Consider the following 14229-nt stretch of genomic DNA (forward strand, 5'->3'; position numbering starts at 1 on the left):
GCGGCCAGGCTGCGACACCAACAGGGATACAGGCCATGACGGACTTACTTCAGCTGGTGATCGCCGGCCTTGCTACCGGTGCGATTTACGCCCTGGCGGCCATCGGCTTCACCCTGCTCTGGCAGACCTCGCAGACCATCAACTTTGCCCAGGGCGAGTTCGTCATGCTGCCGGCTTTTTTCGCGCTGGCCGCCATGAAGTGGTTCGGCTTTCCGTTCTGGGCCGCCAGCCTGACCGCCATCCTGGTTGCGGTGCTGCTGCTGGGCGTGGTGTTCAAGATCGTGGTGGTCGATCCCATGCTGAAACAGGGCGTGCTGCCGCTGGTGATTTCCACCATCGCGCTCGGCATCCTGCTGAAGGAAGGCGCCAAGGATGTCTACAGCGCCGAAGCGCAGCCCTTTCCCTATATCTTCCCGGATGCGCTGATCGATCTGTTCGGCATCCGTCTGTCGCTGTCGCAGATCGGCGTGCTGGTCATCGCCCTGGGTGTCATCGTCGCCCTGCAGTGGTTTCTTGGCCGCACCCGGACCGGCCGGCAGATGCAGGCCACGGCGCAGAATCCCGCGGTCGCCCGCATCCTCGGCGTGCCGGTCGAGCGCATGATTATGTACACCTTCCTGATCAATGCCGGCCTGGCCGCCATGGCGTCGCTGCTGATCTCGCCGATCTATCTGGTGAAATTCTCCAACGGCGAGCATCTGGGGCTCGCGGCCTTCGTGGCCGCCATCGTCGGCGGTTTCAACCAGGTGCGCGGCGCCATTGCCGGCGGCCTGCTGGTCGGCATTGTCGACAATCTGGCCGCCGCCTATGTCTCCACCGGATATCGCCAGGCCGTACCGCTGGTGCTGCTGGTCCTCTTCATCTTGTTCCGGCCGCAGGGCCTGCTGGGCCGCAAAGAGGAGCGGGCGGTATGAGCGCGTCCTCCCGCTGGCTGCTGCCGCTGCTCGTTCTGCTTGGCGTCGTCCTGATCCTGGCTCCGGTCGACCTTACCGGCCTGGGGCTGCCTTATCCGGGACTGAAGCGCTACGGCACCTACATCATGACGCTGTGGCTGGTGACGGCGATTGCCGCCATGGGTGTCAACCTGATCGTCGGCTATGCCGGTCAGGAAACCCTGGCGCAGGCAGCCTTCCTCGGCATTGGCGCCTATACCACTGCGCTGCTGACCAAGGCGGGCATGCCCTTCGGCTTCGCCTTCCTGCTTTCGGGCGCCGCGGCTTTCGTGATCGGCATTGTTCTCGGCGTGCCGGCACTGCGCGTGCAGAAACATTATCTGGCCTTTGTGACCCTGGCCTTCGCCGTGCTGGCCTGGCTGGTCTTCCGCAATGAACAATGGCTGACCGGCGGCGTGATGGGCCTGTCGGATATCAAACGCCCGAGCCTGTTCGGCATCAGCATGCGGCCCTATCTCTATTTTTACTGGTTCGTGCTGGGCGTGACAGCGCTGCTGACCTTTGCGCTCTGGTGGATCATCCGTTCGCCCTGGGGCCGCGCCTTCACGGCACTGCGCGAGAACCCGATCCGCGCGGAAAGCCTGGGCGTCGATGTGCGGCTCTATACGCTGCTCGCCTTCGCCATCGGCTCGGCCTATGGCGGCTTTGCCGGGGCGCTCTATGCCCCGCTGGTGGAATTCATCGATCCCAATCCCTTTGCACTCGGGCCGTCTTTCCTGTTCCTGCTGATGGTGGTGGTCGGTGGCGCCGGGTCCTTCATCGGCCCGTTCATCGGGGCGGCCGTTGCCGTTCTGCTGCCGGAATGGCTGCGCTTCGCACAGGGCTACTACCTGCTGATCTATGCCGTTCTGGTCATGCTGATGATGACCTTTTCGCCGGGCGGCATCGTCGGCCTCTATATGCGGCTGGTCGCGGCCCTGCGCCGTCAGACCGCCGTGAAGGTGGTGTCATGAATGCGGTGCTGGAAGTCCGCGACCTGTCGAAGTCCTTCGGTGGCCTGCAGGCCGTGCAGGATGTGTCCTTCGATGTGCATGAGGGCGAGATTCTCGGCATCATCGGGCCGAATGGCTCCGGCAAGTCGACGCTGTTCAACTGCATCCTCGGCCAGCTGGTGCCCAGCAAGGGCGAAGTCACGGTCGATGGTGAAACGGTGACGGGGCTGCGACCCTCCGAACTCAATCGCCGCGGCATCAGCCGCACCTTCCAACTGCTGCAGGTCTTCCCGCAGCTGACCGTGCGCGAGAACCTGATCCTGGCCGGGCAGGAGCATCGCCAGTCGCGCCTGCGCCGTCTGTTCGGTCCGCGCGATGCGGGGCTGACACCGGATGCCGACCGGATGATCGACTTCTTCCGCCTCGGCCATCTGGCCGATGAGAAAGCCGGCGGGCTGTCCTATGGCCAGCAGAAACTGCTGGATGCGGCCATGGCCTTCATGGCCGGCCCGCGTCTGGTGCTGCTCGACGAGCCGGCCGGCGGCGTCAATCTCACCATGCTGGCCAGCCTGAAAGAGCGGCTGCAGGCGATCAACCGCGAAAGCAATGCCACCTTCGTCGTCATCGAGCACAATATGGAATTCGTCATGTCGCTCTGCACCCGCATCCTGGTGCTGGCCGAGGGCAGGATCATCGCCGAAGGGCCGCCGGATGCGATCCGTCGCGACCCCAGGGTGATCGAAGCCTATCTGGGGCACTGACATGAGCGACGGCGATTTCATTAGCGACAGTGATTTCATTCTCGAACTGGATGCCGTCGTCGGCGGCTACGGCAAGATGACGATCCTGAACGGTACCGCGGCGCGGATCCGTCGCGGCAGCATCACCACGGTGATCGGGCCGAACGGCGCTGGCAAGTCGACCATGTTCAAGGCGATCTTCGGCCTGCTTGACATCCGGTCGGGTCGCATCCGCCTCGAAGGGCGCGACGTCACCAGTTTCAAACCCCGCCAGATGCTGGATGCCGGCGTCTGCTATATCCCGCAGGGCCGCAACATTTTCCCCGAATTGACGGTGCGGCATAACCTGGAGCTCGGTGGCGTGGCGCTGGCCGACCAGTCCGGTCTGGCCGGGCGGGTCGAGGCGATGATGACCCGTTTTCCCATGCTGGCACAGAAGGCCAACGCACAGGCCTCGACGCTCTCGGGCGGCCAGCAGAAGCTGCTGGAAGTGGCGCGCGGCCTGCTGCTCGATCCGAAACTGATCCTGGTAGACGAGCCTTCCATCGGCCTGTCGCCGCTGATGGTGCAGGAGGTTTTCGGCATCCTCACCGGCCTCCGCGACCGGGGCGTCAGCGTTTTGCTGATCGAGCAGAATGCCAAACAGGCGCTGCAGATGTCGGATTACGGCCTGGTGCTTGAACTCGGCCAGACCCGGATCGAGGACACGGCAAGCAGCATCCTGGCCGATCCGCGCATCGCCGCGCTGTTCCTGGGTGGCGGATTGCAGCCGGCAGCAGTGTCCTGATGCCGGCGCGCCTGCGCATCGCCGTGGCGGGCGCCGGTCTGATCGGCCGTGCCCATATCGAACGGATACGGGAGTCAGGGGACTGCCAGCTCGCGGCCATTGTCGATCCCGCGTCGCAGGCGGCAGATTATGCGAAAGAGCAGGGCGCGCCGTATTACACGGACCTCGACGCAATGCTGGCGGCCGAGAAACCGGATGGCGCGATCATCGCCACGCCCAATGTGGCCCATGCCGACAATGCGATGGCCTGTATCCGGCGGGGCATTCCGGTGCTGATCGAAAAACCGGTGACGGAAACCGCCGAGAAAGCCGGGCAGGTGATTGCGGCAGCGGCAAAACACGGCGTCGCCACACTGGTGGGACATCATCGCCGCCACAGCCCGATCCTGCAGGAAGCGCGCAAACTGGTGCGCGAGGGTCGTATCGGACGTCTGGCCACTGTCACGGCTTTCGTCACCTTCCTCAAGCCGGATGCCTATTTCGATATGGCCTGGCGGCGCGAGGCTGGCGGCGGACCGATCATGATCAACCTGATCCATGCGATCGACGACCTGCGCTTCATCTGTGGCGATTTCGCATCGCTGCAGGCCATGACCGCCAACCGCCTGCGCGGCTTTGCGGTCGAGGATAGCGCCGTGATCAATTTCCAGCTTGTCGATGGCGGGCTGGGCACCATCACGCTGTCCGATTCCGCTGCGGCCCCCTGGAGCTGGGAGCTGACCGCACGCGAGAACCCGGCCTATCCGCCCCCGCAAGGGAACGGCCAGGAAGACTGCTACTTCATCGCCGGCACCGAAGGCGCGCTGGCGGTGCCGAGCATGCGGCACTGGCGCTATGAGGCTGAGCGGGGCTGGAATGCGCCCCTGCTGGCAGATCGCCTTGCGTTTGAACGGACCGACCCTCTGGTCAACCAGCTGGCGCATTTCTGCGATGTCATCCGGGGCAGGGCCATGCCGATCATCGACGCCAGCGATGGGGCCTGGACTTTGCGTACCACGCTTGCGGTTTATGAGGCGGCGGAGACAGGGCGCCGGATAGTGTTGACGGAGTAAAGGCGCGGGCATTGAGTGCGCCGAATTTGAGCGTAAGCCCAAATAATAACCAGTCGTGCGGGCGGCCCTGCCCGAGATGAATACATCGATTGCATACAATCGACAGGTTGGCGCGGAAAGCCCGCCTGCGACCGGCTGGCATTTGCCTTGCATCGTTCCCAGGCAATGACCCTCCTGCGGACACCGTAATGGCGAATAAGGGCGATATAGAACTGGCGGCCGTGCTCAAGCGCTACGGCAACGCCATCGCCGTCGACTCGATAAACCTGAAAATTCCGGCCGGCACCTATTGCTGTCTGCTCGGCCCCAGCGGCTGCGGCAAGAGCAGCACGCTGCGCATGATCGCCGGTCATGAGGATATCAGCAGCGGCGATATCCTGCTTGGCAACAGCGTCATCAACGACCTGACGCCGGCCCAGCGCGGCACCGCCATGATGTTTCAGAATTACGCGCTGTTCCCGCATCTGGACTGCGTCGATAACGTCGCCTTCAGCCTGAAGATGAAAGGCGTGAAAAAAGCCGAGCGGCGCGCCAAGGCCATGGAACTGCTGCGTCTGGTCGATATGCAGGATTATGCCGCACGTCTGCCGGCGCAGTTGTCCGGTGGTCAGCAGCAGCGTATCGCACTCGCCCGTGCCCTGATCACCGGTCCGAGCGCCTTGCTGCTGGACGAACCGCTTTCGGCGCTCGATCCGTTCCTGCGTGCCAAGATGCGCGAGGAACTGAAGCGCCTGCAGAAGGAACTCGGCATCAGCTTCATTCATGTCACCCATAGCCAGGAAGAGGCCATGGCGCTCGCCGATCTGGTGGTGGTGATGAACAGGGGCCGGATCGAACAGGCCGCCAGCGCGCGCGATGTGTTCAACCGGCCTCGCACGCCTTTCGTCGCCCGTTTCATCGGCGGTCACAACATTCTCGACTACCCGGCCAATGGCTCGGGTCGGCGTCGCATGTCGGTCCGCGCCGATCATGCATCCCTGGTGCCGGCTGCTGGCGGTCAGGCGGGTTTCGCCGGCACGGTCCGCGCCGTGGAGTATCTGGGCAGCATTGTCCATGTCGGGATCAGTCCCGACGGCGACGCCGGTTTCAGCGTCGACCAGGACGAATTCTCGGTTGCAGTTGATGAAAGCACGTTTTTCGCCGCGCCGGTCGCGCTCGGCGATCGCGTCGCCGTCTCCTGGCCGCAGGAGAGCGTTCACATTCTTGAAGAGTAGGCAAGCGGCTCCAGCCGCGTGACAACAGAGGAGGACGACATGTCCGGCAAGAATAAAGGAACGACGGAAATGAAGCGTGGCATGAATCGCCGAACGGTTCTCAAAGGCGCGGCGGCCGGTGTCGGTCTGGCGGCGGGCAGCGGGGCCATCACCGGCTTTCCCACCATCTGGGCGCAGAACATCAAGAATGTCACCCTGCGCCAGTTCGGCACCGGCGTGTCCAACCTCAATGCCATTGCCGAGAAGTGCAAGGTCGATACCGGCATCACCCTGCAGATGACGGCGCTGGATTCCGACGCCGTCGCCCAGCGCGCGGTGACGCAGCCGAAATCCTTCGATATCGCCGATATCGAATACTGGATCTGCAAAAAGGTGTTCCCGGCCGGCGTGATGCAGCCGATGGACACCAGCAAGATCAAGAATGTCGATAAGATCGTACCGCTGTTCCTCAGTGGCAAGCTCAAGCCCGACAGCGTGATCGCCCAGGGCACGGCGCCGCACACGGTCGGCTTTGTCGAGGGTAAGGATTCCACCAAGTTCGCCAAGTCGCAGACCCAGTGGATGACCATGATCCCGACGATCTACAACGCCGATACGCTGGGCATCCGCCCGGATCTGGTTGGCCGTCCGATCGCCAACTGGAAAGACATCATGGACCCGAAATTCAAGGGCAAGGCGTCGATCCTGAACATCCCGTCCATCGGCATCATGGATGCCGCCATGATCTGCGAGTCCATGGGCGAGATCAAGTACGGCGACAAGGGCAACATGACCAAGGGCGAGATCGACAAGACGATCGCCATCATGACCGCGGCCAAGAAGGCCGGACAGTTCCGCGCCTTCTGGAAGACCTTCGATGAATCGGTCAACCTGATGGCTTCGGGCGAGGTGATCATCCAGTCGATGTGGTCGCCGGCCGTCACCGCCGTGAAGTCGAAGGGCATCCCCTGTGTCTACCAGCCGCTGGCCGAAGGCTATCGCGCCTGGGGCGGCGGTCTGGGCATCGCCAAGCATCTGACCGGCCTCGAACTCGATGCCGCCTATGAGTATATCAACTGGTATCTCTCGGGCTGGGTCGGCGCTTACCTCAACCGCCAGGGCTACTACTCGGCGGTGCTGGATACCGCCAAGCAGCATATGTCGCCGGAGGAATGGGCCTTCTGGATGGAAGGCCAGCCGGCCAAGGCCGATATCATGAGTCCGGATGGCAAGTTGCTCGAAAAGGCCGGCGCCGTGCGCGATGGCGGTTCTTTCGAGAACCGCATGGGCAAGGTCGCCTGCTGGAACGCCGTGATGGATGAGGACCGCTACATGGTTCAGAAATGGAACGAGTTCATCGCCGCCTGATCTGAAGGACACGCCGCGCAGGTTGAAGCCTGCGCGGCGCTTCCATGAAACGCATCAATTACACACCGTATCTGCAGGTCGCGCCGCTGGCTTTTGTCTTCGGCGCTTTCCTGGTTATGCCCATCCTGACCATCCTGGTGGTCAGCTTCTGGGATTACGATTTCGCGCGCATCATTCCGGATTTCGTGCTGACCAATTACACGGAGCTGCTCGGCAGCCCGGTTACGCTGCGCACCTACCTCAATACCCTGCGCTATGCGGCCATTGTCTGGGTGGTGACGCTGGCCATCGGCTTCACCATCGCCTATTTCCTGGCCTTCCATGTGCGCAGCGATACCTGGCAGACGGCCTGCTTCCTGATCTGTACGGTGCCGTTCCTGACCTCGAACATCATCCGGATGATTTCCTGGATTCCCTTCCTGGGTCGCAACGGCCTGCTCAACTCCGCCCTTGTCGGTACCGGCATCGTGAAGGAACCGCTGGAATTTCTGCTGTTTTCCGATTTCGCCGTGGTTCTGGCCTTCGTGCATCTCTACACGCTGTTCATGATCGTGCCGATCTTCAACTCGATGATGCGGATCGACCGTTCGCTGATGGAGGCCGCCTATGATGCCGGCGCCAGTGGCCTGCAGGTTCTGACCAATGTCATCATCCCGCTGTGCAAGCCCGGCATAGCCATCGGCTCGATCTTCGTCGTAACCCTGGTGATGGGTGATTTTGTCACCGTGCGCTTCATGAGCGGCGGCCAGAGCGCCTCGGTCGGCCTGATGATGGCCAATGCCATATCGCTGCTGCAGTATCCGGCCGCCGCCGCCAATGCGGTGATCCTGCTGGTCGTGGTGCTGCTGATGGTCGGTGCGATGATGCGGATCGTCGATATCCGCAAGGAGCTGTAGCCATGCAGGATCGCAAGCGTGGCAAGAGCTTCTATGCGCTGGGCGCCTTCTTCATCCTGTTCGTGCTGTTCCTCTACGGCCCGATGTCGACCATTTTCATCCTGTCCTTCCAGGGGCCGGAGGGCGGCCTGACCTTCCCGATGCGCGGCATCTCGGTCAACTGGTTCCGCAATCTGACCGAAAAGCAGATGGTCGGCGATTTCGCGGGCAGCTTCGCGCGGTCATTTGCGCTGGGCGTGATCGTCATGCTGCTGACGGTGGCGATTGCGCTGGCCGGCGGCCTGGCCTTCCGCCACCGCTTCCGTGGCTCAGGGCTCGTCTTCTATCTGGCCATTGCCAGCCTGATCGTGCCGTCCATCCTGGTCAGCCTCGGCATCGGCCTGCAGTTCCGCATCCTCGGCTGGGACACCACCTGGTACACCTCCGGCCTGGCCGCGCATCTGACCTGGACGCTGCCCTTCGGGCTGCTCATCATGTTTGCCATTTTCAACCGCTTCAACAAATCCTATGAGGAAGCGGCGCGCGACCTCGGTGCCACGCCCTGGCAGGTGATCCGCCATGTGGTGATTCCGATCATCCTGCCCAGCCTGATCGGCATCGCGCTGTTCGGCCTGACCCTGTCCTACGATGAATTCGCCCGCAGCCTGATGACGGCGGGCACCGACAATACGCTGCCGCTGGAAATCTATGCCATGACCACCAATGTCACCACGCCGGTGCTCTATGCGCTGGGCACGGTGACCAGTGGCTTTTCCTTTCTTATCATCATTCTGGCGCTGGGGGCGGTCAGCTTTGTGCGCTGGCGACGCGCGCGCCATGGCTCGGATGCCGGCAGGGGCGTATAAACAAACAATGTCTGCCGGATTCAGCGTTCAGGTGATGAGCCGCGCCCAGCTCGACACTGCGGTCGACTGGGCGGCGGCCGAGGGCTGGAATCCCGGCCTGCAGGATGCGGCTTTATTCCATGCCGCCGATCCGCATGGCTTCCTGGTCGGGCTGCAGGATGGCGAACCGGTCGCCTGCATCGCCGTGGTGCGCTATGGCGCCGGTTACGGCTTTCTCGGTTTCTATATTGCGGCGCCGGCCTGGCGCGGCAAGGGGAAGGGCATGGCGGTATGGCAGGCCGGCCTTGCGCATCTGGGCGATCGCACCATCGGCCTTGATGGCGTGGTGGCGCAGCAGGATAACTACCGCAAATCCGGTTTCGCGCTGGCCCATCGCAATATCCGCTATGGCGGCATCCCGAAATTGGATAAGGCGCAGCGGTTCCTCGATCCGGCCGGAATCGGCTTTGATCGTCTGGCCGCCTATGACCGCAGGTTCTTTCCGGCCCCGCGGGACGGTTTCCTGGCCGGCTGGCTGTCTGCGCCCGGCCATCGCAGCCTCGCCAGCATCACCGATGGACATTTAAGCGGGCTCGGCACCATCCGGCCCTGCCGCGATGGCCACAAGATCGGACCGCTCTATGCCGAAACGCCGGCGATTGCCGAAAGTCTGTTCGCAGCGCTCTGCGAGAACTGCCCCGGCCCGGTTTTCCTCGATGTGCCCGAAACCAATCCCGCAGCCGTGAAACTGGCCGAAGCCGCCGGACTGACGCCTGCATTCGAGACGGCGCGCATGTATAAGGGAGCGGCGCCCGTGGTCGAGATGGCGGGCCTCTACGGGATCACCACCTTCGAGCTGGGCTGATGAAACTGCTGCTGATCAATCCCAACACCACTCAGGCGATGACCGACAAGGTTCTGGATGTGGCGCGCGGCGTGGTCGCGCCCGGTACAGACCTGGTCGGCGTCACCGGCCGCTTCGGCGCGGCCTATGTGGCGACGCGCAGTTCCTACGCCATTGCCGCCCATGCCGCTCTCGATGCCTGGGCCCAGGCAGATGACGGCAGCTTCGATGCCGTGGTGCTGGCCTGCTTCGGCGATCCGGGCCTGGACGGCCTGCGCGAGATCTGCCCCGTGCCGGTGGTCGGCATGGCCGATGCCTCGATCCAGCTGGCGGCCAGCCTGGGCAAGGCATTCGGCATCGTCACCGGCGGCGAACGCTGGGGCCCGATGCTGCGCGAATTCGTCGCCAGCCGCGGCATGAGCGACAAGCTCGCCTCGGTGCAGACCGTCGCGCCCACCGGCGGCGATATCGCACGCGACCCCGATGCGGCGATGACGCTGCTGGCCGATGCCTGTGTGGCTGCGGCGAAAGACGGCGCTGACCATGTCATCCTTGGTGGCGCCGGTCTGGCCGGCCTGGTGCCGATGATCCGTGACCGCGTGCCGGTGCCGGTGATCGACAGCACCGTCGCGGTGATGCGCATGGCCGAGGCGGTGGCGGCATCGAACTTCGACAAGGCGATGGCCGGCACTTTCGCGCTGCCGCCCCAGGTGCCCAGCATCGGGCTGTCAGCCGCGCTGGCGAAACATCTTTCCGGGATTTAGTCGGCTTCGCGCAGCCAGACCTGCGTGCGACCGAGCAGCGGCGTGCCGATATAGCCGCGCATCCGCAGCTTGCTCCCGCCATCGGTCAGGCTGACCCTGGCGTTGTAGATCTTGCCGTTCTTCGGATCGAGCACGGCGCCGCCGGTCCAGTCGCTGCCATCACGCTTCAGGCCCCAGAGGAAGGTCAGGCCGATCACCGGCTTGTCTTTCATCTCGCCTTCGCACAATTCGCAAACGGGATCGATCTTGTCGCCGGGCTGGTAGAAGATTTTCAGGATGCGGCCCTGCAGCTCCGTGCCGGTATCGCTGACCTCGACAATGCTGCGTTCCTTGCCGGTCTCGTCATCGATGGTCTTCCAGCGCCCGACCGGGCTGGTCAGGTCGGCTGCCGCGGCCAGGCCCGGCAAGGCGATCAGGATGAGGAGCAGGCAGAAGCGGTGCAACATGACAGTTTCCCGGCTGGAACAATTGCATCATTTCACGGTTTGACCCATTTCGGCAGCCGCCAGTCTATTATACTGTGATCGGCAGCACAGGAGGATGGCGATGAGCGAACAGACCACAGGCTCGCGATTCCGCCTTGGAGTCGGCGCCGCGGAGGATTGGCGGATGGCCGTGGATGGCTGTCTGCTGCAGCTCATGCCGCTGCCGGACTCCGCCAATGTCGGCTTCGTCTATGTCAGCGACCGCATGGCCGACCGCCTGCCGCAAATCCTGAAACGCCTGTCCGAGGCGACCGGCATCTCCGCCATGATTGCCGCCTGTGGTTACAGCGTTGCCGCCGGCGATACCGAATTCTGCGACGAGCCCGTCGTCGCCTGCCTGGTCGGCACCGTGCCCGAAGGCAGCGCCACCATCTTCAAGCGTCCGACCGAGCGGCCGCAGGGCTGGCTCGGCATCGTGCATGCCGATCCGCAGGTTCCGGCCCTGCCTGAACTGATCGAGGATTTTGCCGAGGCCTGCGGCGCCTATCTGATTGGCGGCCTGATCGCGGCGCGTGGCCCGCGTCCGCAATGGGCCGATGGCGCGGTTGAGGGCGGCATGTCGGGGCTGGTCTTCTCCGATGCCCAGCCGGTGTTGACCGGCCTGACCCAGGGCTGCACCCAGATCGGCGAGATGCACAGCATCACCGCCGCCGACGGCAATGTGATTCTCGAACTGGATTCCAAGCCGGCCTATGACGTACTGCGCGACAGCTTCGCCGTGCAGTCGCTGACCGATCTGCGCAAGCTCAGCAGCGGCCTGATGGTTGGCCTGCCGATCACCGGCGCCGACCGGCCGGATTACCTGGTGCGCAACATCGTCGGCATCGATCCGCAGGCCGGCGGCCTCGCCATCGGCGCCATGGTGGAGGAGGGCGACCAGATCTTCTTCTGTCGCCGCGATATCGAGAGTGCGGGCCGCGACATGGACCGCATGCTCACTGATCTCAAGCGCCGCTGCGGCGACCGCGTGCCGCGCGGGGCGCTGTGGTATTCCTGCATGGCGCGCTGCCAGGACCAGTTCGTGCAGAATCCGAGCGAGCTGGCCCGCATCCAGACCGTCTTCCCCGATCTGCCGCTGGTCGGCATGTATTGCGGCGGCGAAATCGCCCAGGCCCGGCTCTACGGCTATACCGGCGTGTTGGCCCTGTTCCTCTGACGCCGGCAGGCTGGCATCCCACGCCCAAAACGCTAAACTCTGCGGCAGCGGAGGAACAATCATGGGCATGATGCAGCGTCTGTTCGATCTCAGCGGCCAGGTCGCCCTGATCACCGGAGCGTCCCGGGGCTTCGGACTGGAATTCGCCAAACTGTTTGCCGAGGCCGGCGCGCTGGTGGTGCTGAACGGCCGCCATGTCGAGACCCTTGAAACGGCAGCCGAGGTGGTGCGCAAACACGGCATGGCCGAGATCGCGGCCTTCGACGTCGCCGATATTCCCGCCGGCGAGGCGGCGATTGCCGCCATCGAGAAGGTCCATGGCAAGCTCGACATCCTGGTCAACAATGCCGGCATCAATATCCGCAAGTCGCTCGGCGACTATACGCTGGACGACTGGCGCCAGGTGCTGGAGGTCGATCTCACGGCGGCCTTCGCGCTCTCGCGCACCGCCGGCCTCGGCATGGCCAGGCGCGGCCATGGCCGCATCATCAACATCGGCTCGGTGCTGTCGATCAAGGGCCGTGCCAGCATTCCCGCCTATTCGGCGGCCAAGCATGGCATTCTCGGCCTGACCAAGGCCTTCGCCGCCGAGCTGGGGCCATCGGGCGTTACTTGCAATGCCATTGCGCCGGGCTATTTCGAGACCGAGCTGAATCTCGAGCTGATGAAGAACGCCGAGTTCGTGAAATTCGTCAACGACCGCACGCCATTGCGGCGCTGGGGCAAACCCGAGGAACTGGCCGGCGCCGCGCTGTTCCTGGCCTCGCCGGCGGCCGCCTATGTGAACGGCCATCTGCTCACCGTCGATGGCGGCATGACGACGACACTGTAAACCGCATGACCGCCGCCGATACGCTGCCCTTCATTCCGGCATTTCCGCCACGGCACGACCGGCGCCTGCCGCTGTTCAAGCTGCTGCGGACCCTGCGCGAGAATACCGTCGGCACCTACACGAAAGACGCCTTCGAGCGCGACATCATCCTCTACCGTCTCGGCTTCAAGCCGATGATCCTGGCCAACCACCCGGATCTGATCCGCCATGTCATGCTCGACAATGCGGCGAACTACGAGCGCGATCCTGTGGGCAAGCGCCTGCTGGAGCCCGGTCTGGGCAACAGCCTGCTGACCAGCGAAGGCGCGGAGTGGAAGCGCCAGCGCCGCATGATGGCGCCGATCTTCCAGCCGCGCCGGCTCGCCGGCTTTGCTGAGATCATGACCGACTTCTCAGCGAAGCTGGCCGCACGGCTGACCGCCTTGCCGGCGGGGCAGAGCATAGACCTGGCCGAGCAGATGATGCTGCTGACGCTGGATATCATCGCCCGCACCATGTTCGGTTCGGATGACGGCACCGACGTTTCGGCTGTGGGCGCAGCGATGGATCGTTACCAGGTCACAGTGCGGCCCAATATCCCGGATCTGCTCGGGCTGCCGCGCTGGGTGCCGCGTCCCGATGCGCGCGAGGGCCAGCGTGCGCTGGCCGACATGGATGCCATCATCAACGGCCTGATCCAGCGCCGGCGCGAGCGGGCCACGCAGAATGGCGGCGATCTGGGTTCAGACCTGCTCGGCCTTCTGCTGGCCGCGCGCGATGAGGAAACCGGAGCGGCGCTGGACGACCGCGAGGTGCGCGACCAGATGGCCACCTTCTTCCTTGCCGGGCATGAGACCACGGCCACGGCGCTGGCCTGGACCTGGTATCTGCTCAGCCATGCGCCGGACGTGGAGGCAAAGCTGCATGCCGAGCTTGATGCCGTGCTGGGCGGCCGCGCGGCGGTCTATGGCGATTACGAGAAGCTGGTCTATACCCGCATGGTGATCGAGGAGACGATGCGACTCTACCCGCCGGCCCATACCACGGCGCGGCAGGCCGTCGCCGATGATCGCTTTGGCGATATGGCCATCCCGGCCGGCACCATGGTGATTGTTTCGCCCTGGATCATGCAGCGGCACCGGCTGTACTGGCAGAACCCCGACAGCTTCGATCCGGAGAACTTCGCCCCCGGCAAGGCCGCGCAGCGCCGCCGCTACACCTATCTGCCGTTCGGCGCCGGAACGCGCATCTGCATCGGGCAGGGCTTTGCGATGATCGAGGCGGTGCTGATCCTGGCGACGCTGGCGCAGAAATTGCGTGCGCGTCTGGTGCCGGGTGCGGAGGTCGCACCGGTGGCCAAGATCACCCTGCGGCCGTCGCCCGGCCTGCCGATGACCCTCCAGCCGCGTTGACCGGGGATATCC

At 64.1% G+C, this 14229-nt stretch carries 15 protein-coding genes; 14 read left to right on the forward strand and 1 reads right to left on the reverse strand.

Annotated features, from left to right (window positions below; translation table 11 throughout):
• The first annotated feature begins 35 nt into the window (after positions 1-35).
• The 11 genes from AC1ROB_RS11645 to AC1ROB_RS11695 all read left to right on the forward strand — a co-directional run bounded on the left by AC1ROB_RS11645 (position 36) and on the right by AC1ROB_RS11695 (position 10353).
• Positions 36-914, forward strand: a complete 879-nt coding sequence (locus AC1ROB_RS11645; protein ID WP_492971003.1) for a branched-chain amino acid ABC transporter permease — start codon at positions 36-38, stop codon at positions 912-914.
• A complete protein-coding gene (locus AC1ROB_RS11650; protein ID WP_492971002.1) occupies positions 911-1906 on the forward strand; it encodes a branched-chain amino acid ABC transporter permease in 996 nt (331 codons plus the stop codon). The genes AC1ROB_RS11645 and AC1ROB_RS11650 overlap by 4 nt, the downstream gene beginning before the upstream one ends.
• Positions 1903-2646 carry an ABC transporter ATP-binding protein gene (locus AC1ROB_RS11655; RefSeq protein ID WP_492971001.1) on the forward strand — a complete coding sequence of 248 codons (744 nt, stop codon included), beginning with the start codon at positions 1903-1905 and terminating at the stop codon, positions 2644-2646. The genes AC1ROB_RS11650 and AC1ROB_RS11655 overlap by 4 nt, the downstream gene beginning before the upstream one ends.
• A gap of 1 nt (position 2647) precedes the next feature.
• Entirely contained in the window at positions 2648-3412 is a 765-nt protein-coding gene (locus tag AC1ROB_RS11660) for an ABC transporter ATP-binding protein (protein WP_492971000.1), read from the forward strand.
• Positions 3412-4464 (forward strand): Gfo/Idh/MocA family protein, encoded by a 1053-nt coding sequence (locus tag AC1ROB_RS11665; protein WP_492970999.1) that lies wholly within the window; start codon positions 3412-3414, stop codon positions 4462-4464. Before AC1ROB_RS11660 ends, AC1ROB_RS11665 begins: the two co-directional genes overlap by 1 nt.
• Positions 4465-4652: 188 nt before the next feature.
• Entirely contained in the window at positions 4653-5678 is a 1026-nt protein-coding gene (locus AC1ROB_RS11670) for an ABC transporter ATP-binding protein (RefSeq protein WP_492970998.1), read from the forward strand.
• Positions 5679-5717: 39 nt separating this feature from the next.
• Positions 5718-7025 (forward strand): ABC transporter substrate-binding protein, encoded by a 1308-nt coding sequence (locus tag AC1ROB_RS11675; RefSeq protein ID WP_492970997.1) that lies wholly within the window; start codon positions 5718-5720, stop codon positions 7023-7025.
• Between the two features lie 44 nt (positions 7026-7069).
• A complete protein-coding gene (locus tag AC1ROB_RS11680; protein WP_492970996.1) occupies positions 7070-7921 on the forward strand; it encodes an ABC transporter permease in 852 nt (283 codons plus the stop codon).
• 2 nt (positions 7922-7923) lie between these two features.
• On the forward strand, positions 7924-8766 hold the full coding sequence (locus AC1ROB_RS11685; RefSeq protein WP_492970995.1) for an ABC transporter permease: 843 nt from the start codon (positions 7924-7926) through the stop codon (positions 8764-8766).
• A gap of 7 nt (positions 8767-8773) precedes the next feature.
• A complete protein-coding gene (locus AC1ROB_RS11690; protein WP_492970994.1) occupies positions 8774-9610 on the forward strand; it encodes a GNAT family N-acetyltransferase in 837 nt (278 codons plus the stop codon).
• A complete protein-coding gene (locus AC1ROB_RS11695) occupies positions 9610-10353 on the forward strand; it encodes an aspartate/glutamate racemase family protein (RefSeq protein ID WP_492970993.1) in 744 nt (247 codons plus the stop codon). Before AC1ROB_RS11690 ends, AC1ROB_RS11695 begins: the two co-directional genes overlap by 1 nt.
• Here AC1ROB_RS11695 and AC1ROB_RS11700 read toward each other — a convergent pair.
• Positions 10350-10799: a DUF2147 domain-containing protein gene (locus AC1ROB_RS11700; protein WP_492970992.1), complete on the reverse strand. Its 450-nt coding sequence runs from the start codon at positions 10797-10799 to the stop codon at positions 10350-10352. The genes AC1ROB_RS11695 and AC1ROB_RS11700 overlap by 4 nt on opposite strands.
• A gap of 100 nt (positions 10800-10899) precedes the next feature.
• On the opposite strand from AC1ROB_RS11700, the gene AC1ROB_RS11705 reads away from it, so the two are divergent.
• From AC1ROB_RS11705 to AC1ROB_RS11715, 3 genes are all read left to right on the forward strand, one after another.
• Positions 10900-11994: an FIST signal transduction protein gene (locus AC1ROB_RS11705; protein WP_492970991.1), complete on the forward strand. Its 1095-nt coding sequence runs from the start codon at positions 10900-10902 to the stop codon at positions 11992-11994.
• A 61-nt stretch (positions 11995-12055) separates the two neighbouring features.
• On the forward strand, positions 12056-12826 hold the full coding sequence (locus AC1ROB_RS11710) for an SDR family oxidoreductase (protein ID WP_492970990.1): 771 nt from the start codon (positions 12056-12058) through the stop codon (positions 12824-12826).
• 5 nt (positions 12827-12831) lie between these two features.
• On the forward strand, positions 12832-14217 hold the full coding sequence (locus AC1ROB_RS11715) for a cytochrome P450 (protein ID WP_492970989.1): 1386 nt from the start codon (positions 12832-12834) through the stop codon (positions 14215-14217).
• The last annotated feature ends 12 nt before the right edge of the window (positions 14218-14229 follow it).

Source organism: Ferrovibrio sp. GW821-FHT12F09 (genome assembly GCF_058806775.1).

Coding starts and splice junctions, on each gene's coding strand:
- AC1ROB_RS11645 (WP_492971003.1), top strand. CDS start 36: ATGACGGACTTACTTCAGCTGGTGATCGCCGGCCTTGCTACCGGTGCG.
- AC1ROB_RS11650 (WP_492971002.1), top strand. CDS start 911: ATGAGCGCGTCCTCCCGCTGGCTGCTGCCGCTGCTCGTTCTGCTTGGC.
- AC1ROB_RS11655 (WP_492971001.1), top strand. CDS start 1,903: ATGAATGCGGTGCTGGAAGTCCGCGACCTGTCGAAGTCCTTCGGTGGC.
- AC1ROB_RS11660 (WP_492971000.1), top strand. CDS start 2,648: ATGAGCGACGGCGATTTCATTAGCGACAGTGATTTCATTCTCGAACTG.
- AC1ROB_RS11665 (WP_492970999.1), top strand. CDS start 3,412: ATGCCGGCGCGCCTGCGCATCGCCGTGGCGGGCGCCGGTCTGATCGGC.
- AC1ROB_RS11670 (WP_492970998.1), top strand. CDS start 4,653: ATGGCGAATAAGGGCGATATAGAACTGGCGGCCGTGCTCAAGCGCTAC.
- AC1ROB_RS11675 (WP_492970997.1), top strand. CDS start 5,718: ATGTCCGGCAAGAATAAAGGAACGACGGAAATGAAGCGTGGCATGAAT.
- AC1ROB_RS11680 (WP_492970996.1), top strand. CDS start 7,070: ATGAAACGCATCAATTACACACCGTATCTGCAGGTCGCGCCGCTGGCT.
- AC1ROB_RS11685 (WP_492970995.1), top strand. CDS start 7,924: ATGCAGGATCGCAAGCGTGGCAAGAGCTTCTATGCGCTGGGCGCCTTC.
- AC1ROB_RS11690 (WP_492970994.1), top strand. CDS start 8,774: ATGTCTGCCGGATTCAGCGTTCAGGTGATGAGCCGCGCCCAGCTCGAC.
- AC1ROB_RS11695 (WP_492970993.1), top strand. CDS start 9,610: ATGAAACTGCTGCTGATCAATCCCAACACCACTCAGGCGATGACCGAC.
- AC1ROB_RS11700 (WP_492970992.1), bottom strand. CDS start 10,799: ATGTTGCACCGCTTCTGCCTGCTCCTCATCCTGATCGCCTTGCCGGGC.
- AC1ROB_RS11705 (WP_492970991.1), top strand. CDS start 10,900: ATGAGCGAACAGACCACAGGCTCGCGATTCCGCCTTGGAGTCGGCGCC.
- AC1ROB_RS11710 (WP_492970990.1), top strand. CDS start 12,056: ATGGGCATGATGCAGCGTCTGTTCGATCTCAGCGGCCAGGTCGCCCTG.
- AC1ROB_RS11715 (WP_492970989.1), top strand. CDS start 12,832: ATGACCGCCGCCGATACGCTGCCCTTCATTCCGGCATTTCCGCCACGG.